Here is a 13106-nt window from a genome sequence, read left to right as displayed (position 1 = left end):
ACCTGGATGTTGATTGAACAAATGATGAACCGTCATGTCGTGACGATTCAACCGACCAACACGATCGCCCATGCGGCCAAGCTCATGCGTGATCATAAAGTGCGCCATCTCATCGTCACCAACCCGGCCCGACAAGTCGTCGGAATCGTCGGCCAGTTCGAGATGAGCGGAGCGACGAGCGTGTTCCATCCGGAGAGCGAGAGCGCCGACTTCAAAAACCCCGTTTCGAGCATCATGCGTCAAGATGTGACGACGGCACATCCGTACGACTTCTTCGAAGATGCGGCCGCTCTGTTTTATGAGTATCGCCTGACCTGCCTGCCGATTGTCGAACAAGGCAAACTCGTCGGCGTCTTGACCGAGACAGACTTATTGCGTTACTTCGTCCAATTGACGGGCGCGCTCGAGCCGAGCTCTCAGATTGAGCTCTTGGTCGAGAACACGACGGGGACGCTCGAGAAAGTGACCCGGCTCCTCGCCAAGACGAACGTCAACATCATCAACGTGTTCGTTCACCCGACGCCCGACCCGTATAAACGCATCATCTCGTTCCGCGTCCAGACGATGAATCCGCTCCGCATCATCGAACGGTTGAAACGCGAAGGTTATGACGTGCTCGGTCCGGAGATGTCCCAATGAGACCGGCCTACATATTCGGGGAGAACGAGAACTCGTACCGCTTCCATGCGGATCATCCGTTCAATCCGGTCCGCCTGGAGCTGACGACGTCCCTGCTCATCGCCTCAGGTAAACTTCAGGCCTCCGAGTGCATCGCCCCGCCCCTCGCCTCGGTCGAGTCGCTCGCGCTCGTCCATGACCTTGATTATATCGAAGCGGTTCAAGCGGCGGCGGCCGGTGAGCTGTCGACATTGAAAGCGAACAAGTTCGGCCTCGGCACTGAAGACACGCCGATTTTCCCAACCATCCATGAAGGGGCGGCCCGGCTCGTCGGGGGCACCGTTCACGCACTCGATTTGGTCGCGAGCGGTAAACTGGAGCGCGCCTTTCACGTCGGGGGCGGCCTCCATCACGGGATGAGGCGGAAAGCGTCCGGATTTTGCGTGTATAACGACGCAGCGGTTGCCATCGCCCACGTCCGTAAAGCGTACGGCAGCCGGGTCCTCTATGTCGATACTGACGCCCACCACGGAGACGGCGTACAATGGCTGTTTTATGACGATGACGATGTGATGACGTTATCCATCCACGAGACCGGCCGCTACCTGTTCCCGGGGACAGGAGCCGTCACAGAGCGCGGCAACGGGAATGGGTACGGCTATAGCTGGAACGTCCCGGTCGATGCGTTCACCCAAGACGAGTCGTTCTTGCGCTGTTACGAGACAGTGTTCCGGGAAGCGTGCGAATGGTTCAAGCCGGATATCATCGTGACGCAGAACGGGGCCGACGCCCATGCCTTTGATCCGTTGACGCACCTTGCCTCGACGATTCGGACGTTCGAACAGATTCCTCAAATCGCCTCTCGACTTGCCGACGAGTATACGGAAGGAAGACTCGTCGCCCTCGGCGGTGGCGGCTATGATTGGTATCGGACCGTACCCCGGGCTTGGGCGCAAGTGTGGGCCGGACTGACGCGCGAGGCGCCGTACAGCGGCGACATTCCGCCCGAATGGATCGAGCAGTGGCAGGACAAAGCGGATTTAGCCTTGCCGACACGCTGGGATGACCATCCGTACACGTTCCAACATATTCCCCGACGCCAACAAATTGAGGAGAAAAATTGGGAAGTGACGAAACGGGCGTTCTGGCCGTTCATTTCGCACGATCGCAAATCACTATATGTCTAAAAAATCCCCTCGTCCGCGGAGTGACTCCGACAGGCGAGGGGATTTTTATTCAGTCTTGACGTACCGAATCGCGACGTTCGATGCGGTGCGGCAAGACAACGTTCTTCTCTTCGACTTCTTCCGCATTCAAGATTTTCGTCAAGAGACGCATGGCAACGGCACCGATGTCATACATCGGTTGGACGACCGTCGTCAATTTCGGACGAATCATCGTAGCGAGACGCGTGTTATCATGGCCGACGACTTCAAAATCGTTCGGGACCGAGAAACCGGCGTCTTGAATCGCGTGAATGACACCGAGTGCCATCTCATCCGTACCGGCGAAAATCGCTTTCGGGCAATCGTCACGTTCGAGCATCTTCTGCATCGCCTCAAGGCCTGATGCGTATGTGTAATTCCCAAGGACGACGTCACTCTCACGGAACGGGAGTCCGGCGTCGTCAAGGGCACGGCGGTAGCCAGAGAATTTCTTCTCGCCGTTGATTTGTTGCTCGAGTGGACCTGTGATGAAGCCGACTTGTTTATGACCGTGGCCAATCAACATTTCGGTCGCGTCGTATGCCGCTTGCTCATAATCGATGTTGACCGCAGGGAGGTCATACCCTTGGTTGAGTGTCGCCGCGAGGACGATTGGGACGGGTGACTTTTTAAACTCGTTGACGAGGTCTTCATGTAGACGACCGCCCATGAAAATGATGCCGTCGACTTGTTTCCCGAGCAATGTGTTCAACAAATGGATCTCTTTGTCACGGTTCGAGTCCGAGTTCCCGAGGATGATGTTGTACTTGTACATCGTCGCGACGTCCTCGATTCCGCGGGCAAGGTCTGCGAAGAAGATGTTCGAGATATCTGGGACGATGACGCCGACCGTCGTCGTCTTCTTACTGGCCAGTCCACGTGCGACAGCGTTCGGACGATAGCCGAGACGGTCAATCGCATCCTGGACTTTCTTGCGGGTCGTCGGTTTGACGTTCGGGTTTCCGTTGACGACGCGTGAGACGGTTGCCATCGACACCCCGGCTTCTCGTGCGACATCATAGATGGTTACATTGTTACTATTCATTAAAACTCCTCCTACAAGCAATGATTTTCAAACGATTTTCAAAAAACGTGTCAAAAAAGGAAGACAGGTATCTGTCATCATTTTACCCTGTCTTCACGCTATATAAAACGTTTCCAATTGGAAAGCTTACTTTTTCACCAAATCAAGTTGAGGGAACTGGGCCGTTAGCCCGTCCACGAATTGATCGAACTGATCGAAATCGAGTTGTTGCTGGGCATCCGATAAGGCGATGGCCGGGTTCGGGTGTACTTCCACCATGACCCCGTCCGCTCCGACTGCAAGCGCCGCTTTGGCCGCTGGCAGTAACAAGTCGCGTCGTCCTGTCGAGTGCGTCACGTCGACCATGACCGGCAAATGCGTCTCTTGTTTCAAAATCGGGACCGCGGTGATGTCGAGCGTGTTGCGTGTCGCCCGTTCATATGTCCGGATGCCGCGTTCGCACAAGATGACTTGGCTGTTGCCGCTCGCCATGATGTACTCGGCCGCATAGATGAACTCTTCAATCGTAGCCGATAAGCCACGCTTCAAGAGCACCGGTTTATCCGTCTTCCCGACTTCTTTCAGCAAGTCGAAGTTTTGCATGTTGCGCGCACCGACTTGGATGATGTCCACGTATGGAAGTGCCGATTCGACCGCACCAGGCGTCATGATTTCAGAGATGACCCGTAAGTCATGACGATCTGCCGCTTGCTTCAGCAGTTTCAATCCCTCGAAGCCGAGACCTTGGAAGTCGTATGGTGAAGTACGTGGCTTGTACGCCCCGCCCCGCAAGATTTTCACTCCGGACAGCGCCAATTTCTCAGCGACGGCGTTCACTTGCTCAAACGATTCGACCGCACATGGTCCCGCAATCAGTTGCGGACGTCCATTGCCGATTTTGACATCATCGAGCGTGACGATCGTGTCTTCGGCTTGGCGTTTCCGTGAAACGAGTAGCGTCTTGTCACGGTCTTCGCCTTGCAGTTCGGCCGAAGCTTTAAACATCTCTTTGAACAGATGTTGCAAGCGAGCCGTCTCGAACGGACCCGGATTCTCTGCCGCGATGAAGTCGAGCATCTCACGTTCACGTACCGGATCGTATCGCTCCACACCTTGCAGACGTTTTACTTTTCCAATCTCAACAGCGAGTGTGCCACGGCGGCTGAGCAAGTCGAGCATCTCACGATTCAACTCATCCATCTCGCGACGTAATCGATTCAACTGATCTTGTGGACTCATAATTACCCTCTCATTTCTAAGCCGTTCTTTCCAGATTCCTAATTATAACGAACTTTAATCGCTTTGTCATAGGGAAATGGGCTGACGACACAAAATCAACAAAAAAAAGCGCCCGGCTAGTCCCGGACGCGTCATCACTTATTTGTTGCCGTTTTTAAGGTCTTGCTTCAAGTTGTTCAATTCTTGTTTCGACTCATCGTCGAGCAAGTCTTTCACAGGTGCCTCGAAGTCTGACTCATAGTCTTCCGATTGGTCACGGCTGCTCGTTGTTTTTTGTTTGTTTGCAGCCGATTTCGTCGCGTTCGATTTGTTCGCGTTCGGCTTATTGTCTGATTGTTTCGGTTTGTCTGTCGACGCTTCTGACTTCGACGACTCGTTTGACTCATTTGAGGCTTTCGCTTCATTCGAATCTTTTGCTTCGTTCGACTGCTCTTCTGAAGCCTTATCGAGTTGCTCTTTCACTTCGGCTTCCGCCTCCGCTACGAGTTGATCAGCTTTCTCCATCGCTTCTTCGATTGACAATTCGTCTTCATCGACTTGTTGTTTCAATTCAGCCGCTTCACGGGCCTTGTCTTTGACGAGGTTTAAGACCGGAGCCGCTTTATCGCTCGCTACTTTAATCCATTCGCCGACGACCGGTTCTGCTTTTTCACGAACTTCTTTCGACTTGACGGTCAATCGCTCACGCGACGTCGCCGTTTTCTCGTCGAGGTATGTCCGTACTTCACGTCCGCTCTTCGGTGATGTGAGGAGTGCTACTGCTGCACCAATCACGCCGCCGAGGACGACACCTGCTAAAAACCCACCGCTTGATTGCTGTTCATTCGTATATGTCTTGTTCTTGTCGTATGTCATCGTTACTTCCTCCTTGTGATAGTTATGATTTGATTGTATCGTCTGTCGCAATCAACCCTGGTGAAACCGTAGTCGGTTCTTGTTTACGGTCCCGACGGCCGCGACGACGTGATGGTCGTTCGTCTGAAGACGTTTCTGTTTTGTTTTTCTTAAATAATTCTACAGCGACCGATCCCCAACGTACCGCTTGGGCAATCTGCTCTTTATTCTCGTCTGCTGCTACGTGAACAGAAGAAGAAACCGTCCGTACCGACTCTGTCACTTCGTTGAGTGACGTGCCGAGCTCATCAAGGGCGTGTGCCACCGGTGCGAGCAATTCTATTTTCTCCTCGACGTTATCCACGAGACGGTTCGTCTTATGTAAGAGCGCCGTCACTTCCATTGTGATTCCGTCTAATTGACGTTCTAAGTTTTCAGTTGTGTTGGCGACGCTGCCGAGTGTCCGATTGACGTTCGACAAGACACGTGCCAAGAAAAATACGAGTACGACAAATGCGAGTGCTGCGACGAGCCCTGCAATGCCTCCTAATGTGATTTCCATGCATCCATTCCTCCTATTCGATAATGTGGTGGTTTCATTATAGCACCATTATGACTCAAAAGATTTGTCACAACCGTTTTCGCCATCCGGTCTGATTATTCCTTTACCCGTTTTTATGTTTTCGATTACACTAAAATAGAAATAAATTTAAAAAAGTTAAAAGGGGTGTTCGTATGAGAGATCCAAGAATCACGCAACTCGCTGATGGATTAATCAATTATTCAGTCGAATTGAAACCGGGGGAACGCGTTCTCATTGAAAATTTCGGCGTCGAGGAATCGCTTGTCGAAGCGCTCGTCGAAAAGGCGTATGAGGCTGGGGGGCATCCGTTCGTCTTATTGAAAGAGAGCCGCATCTTGCGCAAACTTTATACGGGAGCGAGCCGGGAACAGCTCGAACTCATGGCCGACATCGAACGCAAACAGATGCAAGCGATGGACGCTTACATCGGCCTTCGTGCCGGTGACAACATCAACGAACTGTCAGACGTGCCGGCCGAGCAACAAAAACTCGTCGGGGCCACTATCGGTAAAATGCATACCGAGGACCGCGTCAAAGGAACGAGATGGGTCGTGCTCCGTTATCCATCGCCGTCGATGGCACAACTCGCTGGCAAATCGACTGAGGCGTTCGAAGACTTCTACTTCAACGTCTGCACACTCGACTACGGTAAGATGGACCGGGCCATGGACGCGCTCGTCAGCCTCATGAATGAGACCGACCGTGTCACAATCAAAGGACCAGGGACGGACCTCACGTTCTCAATTAAAGACATTCCGGCCATCAAGTGTTCTGGCCAAATGAACATTCCGGACGGTGAAGTGTTCACAGCGCCGGTCAAAGATTCGATCAACGGTGTCATCACGTACAACACGCCGTCACCGTATCACGGCTTCACGTTCGAGAACGTGTCGTTGACGTTCAAAGATGGAAAGATTGTCGATGCGACAGCGAACGACACAGACCGAATCAATGAAGTGTTCAATACGGACGAAGGGGCACGTTTCGTCGGCGAGTTCGCCATCGGCGTCAACCCGTACATCCAACATCCGATGAAGGATATCTTGTTCGATGAGAAAATCGACGGCAGTTTCCACTTTACACCGGGTCAGGCGTATGACGACGCCTATAACGGCAACAACTCGTCAATCCATTGGGACCTCGTCAATATCCAACGCCCTGATTACGGCGGCGGCGAGATTTGGTTCGATGATGTCTTGATTCGTAAGGACGGGCGTTTCGTCATCGACTCGCTCTTGCCACTCAACCCAGAGAACTTGAAATAACAAAAACAAGCGTGCCGATGACGGCACGCTTGTTTTTTCGTTACAGCTTCGTCTTTTTACCGAGCGCAGCCGACATCATCCAAATCTCTTTTTCGAGTCGTTCGATATGAGACACGAATGTGTCCTCGATGGCTTCGTCCCCGTCTTCGAAGTTCTCCATCGCGTCTTGCATCTCTTGGCGAATCTGTTTGAAGTCACTGATGACATCTTTAATCATCTGCTCGGTATCCGCGTGGCGGTCCCCTTCTTGCAACGTCGAATGTTCGAGATACTCCTTCATCGTCGCATACGGTTCGCCATCGTTCATCAATAGACGTTCCGCCACGTCATCGTACAGTTCGGCGACGAGATTATACAGTTCCTCTAATTTTTCATGATACGTGAAGAAGTGAGGGCCGCTAATGTACCAATGGTAGTTGTGCAGTTTGACGAATAAGAGGCCATAGTTGGCTACCTCTTTGTTCAATGTGTTTAATGCGCCTTGGCTTGCCATCCTTAACATCTCCTTTTCCAAATTCAGTCGCTAGTATTATTACCGTCTTAGCTCGATGTTAAACACAAAAAAAACGAACGGCATCAGCCGTTCGCTCTCGATTCACGCTTCAAGTTGGACGTGTTTCTCATATTCGCGTTGATAAGTCTGGATGTCCCCAGCCCCCATGAACAGGAGGACGGCATTGTCATGTGCCTGGAGCACTTGCGTTCCGCCGCGCTTCAACACGTTCGCGCCTTCGATGCGCGATTGCAGGTCTTCAATCGTAACTGTACCTTCTTGTTCGCGAGCCGAACCGAAGATGTCACACAAGTAAACGGCATCCGCTTCGGCTAATGCCGCAGCGAAATCATCCATGAATGATTTAAGACGCGTGTACGTGTGCGGTTGGAAGATAGCTACAACTTCACGGCCGACGTATTTTTTACGCGCCGCTTCCACTGTCGCACTGATTTCCCGTGGATGGTGGGCATAATCATCCACTAACACTTGGCTTCCGAGCGTCGATTCGCTGAAACGACGTTTCACGCCGTTGAACGTCTCGAGGCGGTCTTTGACCAACTCTTTCGGTAAGTTCTCGTAGTCACATGTCGCGATGACGGCAAGTGCGTTCAAGACGCTATGGTTCCCGTATCCTGGAATCCGGAACGTCCCATAGAAGTCGTCACGCAAATACACGTCAAACGTCGTCCCGTTATCCGTCGAGTTCACGTTCTCGGCGCGGAAGTCGTTATGAGCGCCAAAACCGTAATAGACGATTGGCACGTTCGCTTGAATGTGTTGAAGATTTTCATCATCCCCGCAAGCGATGATGCCTTTCTTCACTTGCTTGGCCATCTCTTGGAATGCGTCGATGACGTCATCGAGTCCTGAGAAGTAATCAGAATGATCAAAGTCGATGTTCGTCATGATGGCATAGTCCGGACGATAGTATAAGAAGTGACGCTTATACTCACAAGCCTCGAAGACGAAGTTTTTCGAGTCTTCGACACCTTCACCCGTACCATCGCCGATCAAGAATGATGTCGGCTCGATGCCACGCATGACGTGGGCCAACAGACCTGTCGTCGATGTTTTCCCGTGAGATCCAGTGATGGCGACACTAGTATAGTGGTCAGCCAACTCGCCTAGAAACTCATAGTACTTGTATATCGTCAATCCGAGTTCGCGTGCCCGAACAACTTCAGGGTGATCGTCTGTGAAGGCGTTACCTTGGACGACGATTTGCCCTTCCGTAATGTTTTCAGGGTCAAACGGAAGGATTTCAATTCCTTTACGGTTCAATGCTTCTTCAGTAAAAAATGCTTTGTCAACGTCCGAACCTCGGACCTCATTATTCATGTCATTTAAAATTTGAGCTAAAGGACTCATGCCCGTTCCTTTAATTCCGACGAAGTGATAACGGTTCATCTGTAAATAGCCCCCCTAATTCATTGCGGTCTGTTTCAAAAATGCGACAAACCTTTGTCATTATAGCAAAACTACCGGAGTCATGCTATTACAGATTATTGTTTTTTTTAGCCAATCGGCGACTCTTGTACATCGCCATCCGGTCTTGCGGCGTCATCATGACGTTGAGCGGAGGGCCATCCGCTTTGTATGACACGCCCATGGCGGGCGTCAATGTTTCTTCATCAGGCACATCGACCGGTTCGTCCGACTGTAATGTTTTCGCAACATCCTCAACAATCGGTGCCACCCTCTCGACCGATGCTTCAGTCGGCAACGATGGTTCGGTCACATCTTGTTTTTCTTCACGAACGGCAATCTTTGACGATTTCAAATCGGTCGACCCCATGAAGACCGATGCAAATCCGCTCTCTACAATCGAGACTTCCCCGAGAAGCGGTTTTGTATCTGATTCATCCGGCTCATCTTCCAAGACGGTCTGACTCTCGTCAATCGGTTGCGATGTTTCCGCGGAAATAATCGACGCTTCGATTGGTGAATCTGTTTGCTCGGCCACCATTTCCTCAAGCGTCTCCGCTACTGGCGCTTCGTCCGCTATGACATCAAAGTCAGACTGTGGTGTCGTCGCTTCGTCCGTGTCCGGCGCCGATTCGTCTACTGACTCCATCACCGATTCATCTACAGAATCAATTACCGGTTCGTTCTCAGGCTCAGACGTTACGCTTGGTGGCACCACCTCTGACATTCCCTCAACTGGGACGGCCACTCGCTTCGCTTGGCGCATCGCTGAATCGTCTCGCGTCTCCGGAGAATGTTCAGTCGGCAGGATGATTTTCGGTTTCGGTCGGGCGTATCCATAAATCGGAGACGGTACATCCGACGGCACAAATTCATCCTTCGGCTCGGGCTTCGGTGCAGGCGCACCTTTCTTCCCTTCTTGGGATAGTTCGCGTCGAATTCGGTCTGCTTGCTGTTTTAATGAACGTTCATATGCATCCATACTTGATTCCTCGCTTTTTCACTCAATCCTATTTAGCAAAAAATCGGTCGAGTTTAGCGACCGATTTCAAATGCTTTACCTACTTCATATTCGTCATCTAATACGAGAATTCCTTTTTCTTGCGGTGCATCAGGCAAGTTCAATTCACGCGCCGAACAGATCATCCCGTGTGAGCTCTCACCACGTAATTTAGACGGGCGAATGATCAAACCTGATGGCATGACCGCACCCGGTTTCGCGACGACGACTTTTTGGCCGGCCGCGACGTTCGGTGCGCCACAGACGATTTGGACCATACCTTGGTCAGTCTCGACCTGACAAATCGACAATTTATCGGCATCCGGGTGTTTCTCAGCTTCTTTGACATAGCCGACGACGAATTTCGGGGTAAAGTCCACGCCCGACAACTCGGCTTCGATATTTTGTTTACGCAAGATGACACCGAGCGTCTCAATCAATTCGGCCGTCAATTCGACCGGTCCATGCCAATCGCTGACATCAAAATAGTTGCTCGCGTTGAACACGTTGTAGCCATTGACTTTCCCTGTCGTCGACTTAACGATGGCGACATCGTCTTTCCGTTCAACAACTTGATGATGGCGATCGCCTTCTCTTAACAGGACCATGAGGACATCGCCGATTCCTTCACGGTTATAAAAAGCATTGATTTGCATACGTAAAAACGCCCCTTCTTTCAAACTAGACACAAATAGTTTAGCAGATTATGCGTCGGTTGGTGGGTTCTTTTTTCCGACAATGAAAATTGGCTCGAGTACGCCAGCCTCATAATGGAAAGAAAGAGCCGTCACCGGAATCCGACCGTTCGTGAAAAAGTCGAACATGAGCTGTTGCATCGCATCATAACCCTGATCGTTACGGATGTCCGCGATAATCATGACGTCTTGGTGCGGCACTCCGACGAGCATATCGCCTTCGATGCGCCGTTCCATAACTCGTAAAAAGTCATCGTTCAAGATACGTGACGCCTCGTAGCCGTCCCGTGCCGCCAGGAAATAGAACGTGTTGCCGGCAACGGTATCTTCTTTTAAATCGGTCGGTAATTTTTTGACGTTATCCCGCGCCAACTCATCAAGGCGTTCGAGCGTCATCCCGCCCAAATGACGCTCTTCGATCAAGCGATAGCCGTTACCCAAATCTAGGGCGTAAAAGACGGCGGTCTCAGCTGTATGCGGCGTCATCGCCAATGTCTCGCCCCGTTTCGTCTCGGTCGAGAACGAAGCAGAACGGATGACAGGATAAAGATTGGCCTCATTACCCGCTAATGTGATGTCATCATCCGCGGTGAGCGCTGTCTTGATGTAGTCTACGACCTCATCGACAGCGATTTCCCCTCGAACTTTTGTTTTCGCTACGAGCGGGGCGAGACGGATGTTGACGCCGAAACGATCGGTCGCCCGTTCGATGCGCAACACCTCATTCTCGCGGTCGTACGAGGTCCGGTATCCGTCAGTGAACTTACTTTCGAGATGACGACGTAATTCATTCCGCTCCATTTAAATCACCCTAACCCATGAAGGAAGGCTTCGACTTGCTCCGGCGTCTTCCGTTCGCGTCCGACATAGCGGTCGACTTCTTGTCCGCCGTTGAAAGCGACGAAGCTTGGAATTCCAAAAATGTCGAGTTCTTGCGCAAGCTCCATCCATTCATCACGATCGACGTAATAAAATGACCAGTCTGAGAACTTCGCTTCAATGTCCGGCATGAATGGGTCGAGGAAACGGCAATCGCCGCACCACGTTGCTGAAAACATGAGGACGCTCTTCCCTTGTTTCGCTGCTGTATATTCGTTCATCGTTGTCAGTTGTTTCATCTTCACCACTCCTGTTCTTTTTTCCTCATTCATGATAGCATAAGTCCGTTGTCACATTCCGCTCTCGTGTTTTATGATAGTCGGGAGTGAAGACTACGTGAAAAAGGTGAAGTCATGACAAAATGGACACGCGAACAGTTGAATCCAGAAATGAAGCATCCACTTGAACAACTCGTCGGCGTCATCGGCATGTTGGCGATTCTGCGCTACGGTTATTTGTTCATCGATACGGACAAATCACGAGGCGAGATTTTCATTTGGCTCGTCGTCGGATTCGCCGTGATTTACATACTTGAACGCGTCGGCAAGCGTCTTGTGCGCAGGCTGCCCATCATTCGAAAACGTTTTTTACTCCCCGTCTATGCCGTCCTGCTCGTACTATTCCTCGCGAGCTTCCGCGTCCCGCGGGAAACGGTCGAAATCGTCCGGAATTTTTTTGGGTGGTGAACGAATGAGAGCGTCCCGCTTATTTGACGGGACGCTCTCTTTCGTATGTTCAATATTCGATTTTCATGTCGTTCGGTCGAATCCGGTTCATCCGGACCAACACTTGATAGACGGCGTAACTGAGCACCGCTGGCCCGACGATTAAAAAGCCGAAGACGACGATGAACGTATACCAACTGAAGCCCATCGTTTCGAGCATGACGATCGGTCCGACGAGTCCACTTGTTCCCATGCCAGCGCCTGCCGCGACGCTCTCGAGTTCAAACAACAGAATCGCAATCGGCGCGAGCACAGCGCCGGCCACGGTCGGCGGCAACAGAATCCATGGGTTTTTGACAATATTGCCGACTTGGAGCATAGATGTACCGATGCCTTGGGCGATGGCGCCTCCGATGCCATTGTCCCGATAGCTCGTGATGGCAAACCCGACCATTTGGGCAGCACACCCGACCGTCGCCGCGCCGGCGGCAATCCCGCTCAAACCGAGCATGAGGGCGATGGCCGCGCTCGAGATCGGAGCCGTGAGCGCGAGCCCCATCAACGTCGCGACGACGACGCCCATGAACAGTGGCTGCTGTTCCGTTCCCCATTCGATCCATGTGCCGAGCTGTGTCATGAACAACCCGACGTACTTACCGATATAGGTCGCACTTAAATAACCGATGCCGATCGTCGTGAACGGCGTGACCAAAATATCGAGTTTCGTCGACTTCGAGACGAGTTTGGCGACTTCGACGGCGAGCAACGTCGCCACATAACTGCCGGCCGGTCCGAACTCATAGCCGAACGCCCCGACGACGAGTGCCGAGAACAAGATGAGCGGTGGTGCCTGGAGCGCATAGGCGATGGCGATTCCGATGGCAGGCCCGGTCAAGCCGATGGCCACGTCACCAATCTCGATGAGCGTCGAACCAAATCCAGACAGGCTCGTCTCGAGCAACTGTCCTCCGGCCGTCTTCATAATCAAGCCGATAATGAGCGTACTGAATAATCCGAGTGCCATATAACTGAGAGCCGTCACGAAATAGAGCGACGGACTGAGCGTAATCCCTTTTTTCTTAAGCATGGAAATTCCTCTTTTCTGTCTTGTCAGTCGTAAAGTTTCTGTCTTCACACTTTTATCAGTATAAGCTTTTCTCGTGAAATTTCAATATGAA

15 protein-coding genes are annotated in these 13106 nt (G+C 51.8%); 4 read left to right on the top strand and 11 right to left on the bottom strand.

Features of this window, described 5'->3' with window-relative positions:
- Positions 1 to 6: 6 nt before the first annotated feature.
- Together ACZ2GZ_RS05360 and ACZ2GZ_RS05355 are read left to right on the top strand one after the other, a co-directional pair.
- Positions 7 to 639, top strand: coding sequence for an acetoin utilization AcuB family protein (locus tag ACZ2GZ_RS05360; protein ID WP_021065592.1), 633 nt, complete (start codon positions 7 to 9; stop codon positions 637 to 639).
- Positions 636 to 1805, top strand: coding sequence for an acetoin utilization protein AcuC (locus ACZ2GZ_RS05355; protein WP_021065591.1), 1170 nt, complete (start codon positions 636 to 638; stop codon positions 1803 to 1805). Before ACZ2GZ_RS05360 ends, ACZ2GZ_RS05355 begins: the two co-directional genes overlap by 4 nt.
- Before the next feature lie 49 nt (positions 1806 to 1854).
- On the opposite strand, the gene ccpA is transcribed toward ACZ2GZ_RS05355, so the two are convergent.
- The 4 genes from ccpA to ACZ2GZ_RS05335 all read right to left on the bottom strand — a co-directional run bounded on the left by ccpA (position 1855) and on the right by ACZ2GZ_RS05335 (position 5482).
- The gene (gene ccpA / locus ACZ2GZ_RS05350) at positions 1855 to 2868 is read right to left on the bottom strand and encodes a catabolite control protein A (protein ID WP_021065590.1); all 1014 of its coding nucleotides are present in this window, start codon (positions 2866 to 2868) and stop codon (positions 1855 to 1857) included.
- Positions 2869 to 2994: 126 nt separating this feature from the next.
- Positions 2995 to 4086, bottom strand: a complete 1092-nt coding sequence (locus ACZ2GZ_RS05345) for a bifunctional 3-deoxy-7-phosphoheptulonate synthase/chorismate mutase (RefSeq protein ID WP_021065589.1) — start codon at positions 4084 to 4086, stop codon at positions 2995 to 2997.
- A 138-nt stretch (positions 4087 to 4224) separates the two neighbouring features.
- On the bottom strand, positions 4225 to 4941 hold the full coding sequence (locus tag ACZ2GZ_RS05340) for a YtxH domain-containing protein (RefSeq protein ID WP_029595164.1): 717 nt from the start codon (positions 4939 to 4941) through the stop codon (positions 4225 to 4227).
- A gap of 22 nt (positions 4942 to 4963) precedes the next feature.
- Positions 4964 to 5482: a DUF948 domain-containing protein gene (locus tag ACZ2GZ_RS05335; RefSeq protein WP_470295578.1), complete on the bottom strand. Its 519-nt coding sequence runs from the start codon at positions 5480 to 5482 to the stop codon at positions 4964 to 4966.
- Positions 5483 to 5655: 173 nt separating this feature from the next.
- Between ACZ2GZ_RS05335 and ACZ2GZ_RS05330 the strand changes: the two genes are divergently transcribed.
- Positions 5656 to 6768: an aminopeptidase gene (locus ACZ2GZ_RS05330; protein WP_029595163.1), complete on the top strand. Its 1113-nt coding sequence runs from the start codon at positions 5656 to 5658 to the stop codon at positions 6766 to 6768.
- 40 nt (positions 6769 to 6808) lie between these two features.
- Here the strand turns inward: ACZ2GZ_RS05330 and ACZ2GZ_RS05325 are convergent, their stop codons facing one another.
- The 6 genes from ACZ2GZ_RS05325 to ACZ2GZ_RS05300 all read right to left on the bottom strand — a co-directional run bounded on the left by ACZ2GZ_RS05325 (position 6809) and on the right by ACZ2GZ_RS05300 (position 11502).
- Entirely contained in the window at positions 6809 to 7261 is a 453-nt protein-coding gene (locus ACZ2GZ_RS05325; RefSeq protein ID WP_021065585.1) for a Dps family protein, read from the bottom strand.
- Positions 7262 to 7363: 102 nt separating this feature from the next.
- Positions 7364 to 8671: a UDP-N-acetylmuramate--L-alanine ligase gene (murC, locus tag ACZ2GZ_RS05320; RefSeq protein ID WP_021065584.1), complete on the bottom strand. Its 1308-nt coding sequence runs from the start codon at positions 8669 to 8671 to the stop codon at positions 7364 to 7366.
- Between the two features lie 88 nt (positions 8672 to 8759).
- On the bottom strand, positions 8760 to 9671 hold the full coding sequence (locus ACZ2GZ_RS05315; protein WP_214802803.1) for a hypothetical protein: 912 nt from the start codon (positions 9669 to 9671) through the stop codon (positions 8760 to 8762).
- Between the two features lie 53 nt (positions 9672 to 9724).
- Entirely contained in the window at positions 9725 to 10345 is a 621-nt protein-coding gene (ytpR, locus tag ACZ2GZ_RS05310) for a YtpR family tRNA-binding protein (protein ID WP_058764015.1), read from the bottom strand.
- Between the two features lie 48 nt (positions 10346 to 10393).
- Positions 10394 to 11185, bottom strand: coding sequence for a DUF1444 family protein (locus ACZ2GZ_RS05305; protein ID WP_029595160.1), 792 nt, complete (start codon positions 11183 to 11185; stop codon positions 10394 to 10396).
- A 5-nt stretch (positions 11186 to 11190) separates the two neighbouring features.
- On the bottom strand, positions 11191 to 11502 hold the full coding sequence (locus tag ACZ2GZ_RS05300; RefSeq protein WP_021065580.1) for a thioredoxin family protein: 312 nt from the start codon (positions 11500 to 11502) through the stop codon (positions 11191 to 11193).
- A gap of 114 nt (positions 11503 to 11616) precedes the next feature.
- Between ACZ2GZ_RS05300 and ACZ2GZ_RS05295 the strand changes: the two genes are divergently transcribed.
- Entirely contained in the window at positions 11617 to 11949 is a 333-nt protein-coding gene (locus ACZ2GZ_RS05295) for a hypothetical protein (RefSeq protein ID WP_021065579.1), read from the top strand.
- A gap of 49 nt (positions 11950 to 11998) precedes the next feature.
- Here ACZ2GZ_RS05295 and ACZ2GZ_RS05290 read toward each other — a convergent pair whose 3' ends face one another.
- Positions 11999 to 13015, bottom strand: coding sequence for a PTS sugar transporter subunit IIC (locus ACZ2GZ_RS05290; protein ID WP_021065578.1), 1017 nt, complete (start codon positions 13013 to 13015; stop codon positions 11999 to 12001).
- Positions 13016 to 13106 lie beyond the last annotated feature (91 nt).

It is taken from the genome of Exiguobacterium sp. KKT215, assembly GCF_055635335.1.
This window is presented reverse-complemented; position numbering and strand designations above follow the sequence as displayed.

Coding starts and splice junctions, on each gene's coding strand:
- ACZ2GZ_RS05360 (WP_021065592.1), top strand. CDS start 7: ATGTTGATTGAACAAATGATGAACCGTCATGTCGTGACGATTCAACCG.
- ACZ2GZ_RS05355 (WP_021065591.1), top strand. CDS start 636: ATGAGACCGGCCTACATATTCGGGGAGAACGAGAACTCGTACCGCTTC.
- ccpA (WP_021065590.1), bottom strand. CDS start 2,868: ATGAATAGTAACAATGTAACCATCTATGATGTCGCACGAGAAGCCGGG.
- ACZ2GZ_RS05345 (WP_021065589.1), bottom strand. CDS start 4,086: ATGAGTCCACAAGATCAGTTGAATCGATTACGTCGCGAGATGGATGAG.
- ACZ2GZ_RS05340 (WP_029595164.1), bottom strand. CDS start 4,941: ATGACATACGACAAGAACAAGACATATACGAATGAACAGCAATCAAGC.
- ACZ2GZ_RS05335 (WP_470295578.1), bottom strand. CDS start 5,482: ATGGAAATCACATTAGGAGGCATTGCAGGGCTCGTCGCAGCACTCGCA.
- ACZ2GZ_RS05330 (WP_029595163.1), top strand. CDS start 5,656: ATGAGAGATCCAAGAATCACGCAACTCGCTGATGGATTAATCAATTAT.
- ACZ2GZ_RS05325 (WP_021065585.1), bottom strand. CDS start 7,261: ATGGCAAGCCAAGGCGCATTAAACACATTGAACAAAGAGGTAGCCAAC.
- murC (WP_021065584.1), bottom strand. CDS start 8,671: ATGAACCGTTATCACTTCGTCGGAATTAAAGGAACGGGCATGAGTCCT.
- ACZ2GZ_RS05315 (WP_214802803.1), bottom strand. CDS start 9,671: ATGGATGCATATGAACGTTCATTAAAACAGCAAGCAGACCGAATTCGA.
- ytpR (WP_058764015.1), bottom strand. CDS start 10,345: ATGCAAATCAATGCTTTTTATAACCGTGAAGGAATCGGCGATGTCCTC.
- ACZ2GZ_RS05305 (WP_029595160.1), bottom strand. CDS start 11,185: ATGGAGCGGAATGAATTACGTCGTCATCTCGAAAGTAAGTTCACTGAC.
- ACZ2GZ_RS05300 (WP_021065580.1), bottom strand. CDS start 11,502: ATGAAACAACTGACAACGATGAACGAATATACAGCAGCGAAACAAGGG.
- ACZ2GZ_RS05295 (WP_021065579.1), top strand. CDS start 11,617: ATGACAAAATGGACACGCGAACAGTTGAATCCAGAAATGAAGCATCCA.
- ACZ2GZ_RS05290 (WP_021065578.1), bottom strand. CDS start 13,015: ATGCTTAAGAAAAAAGGGATTACGCTCAGTCCGTCGCTCTATTTCGTG.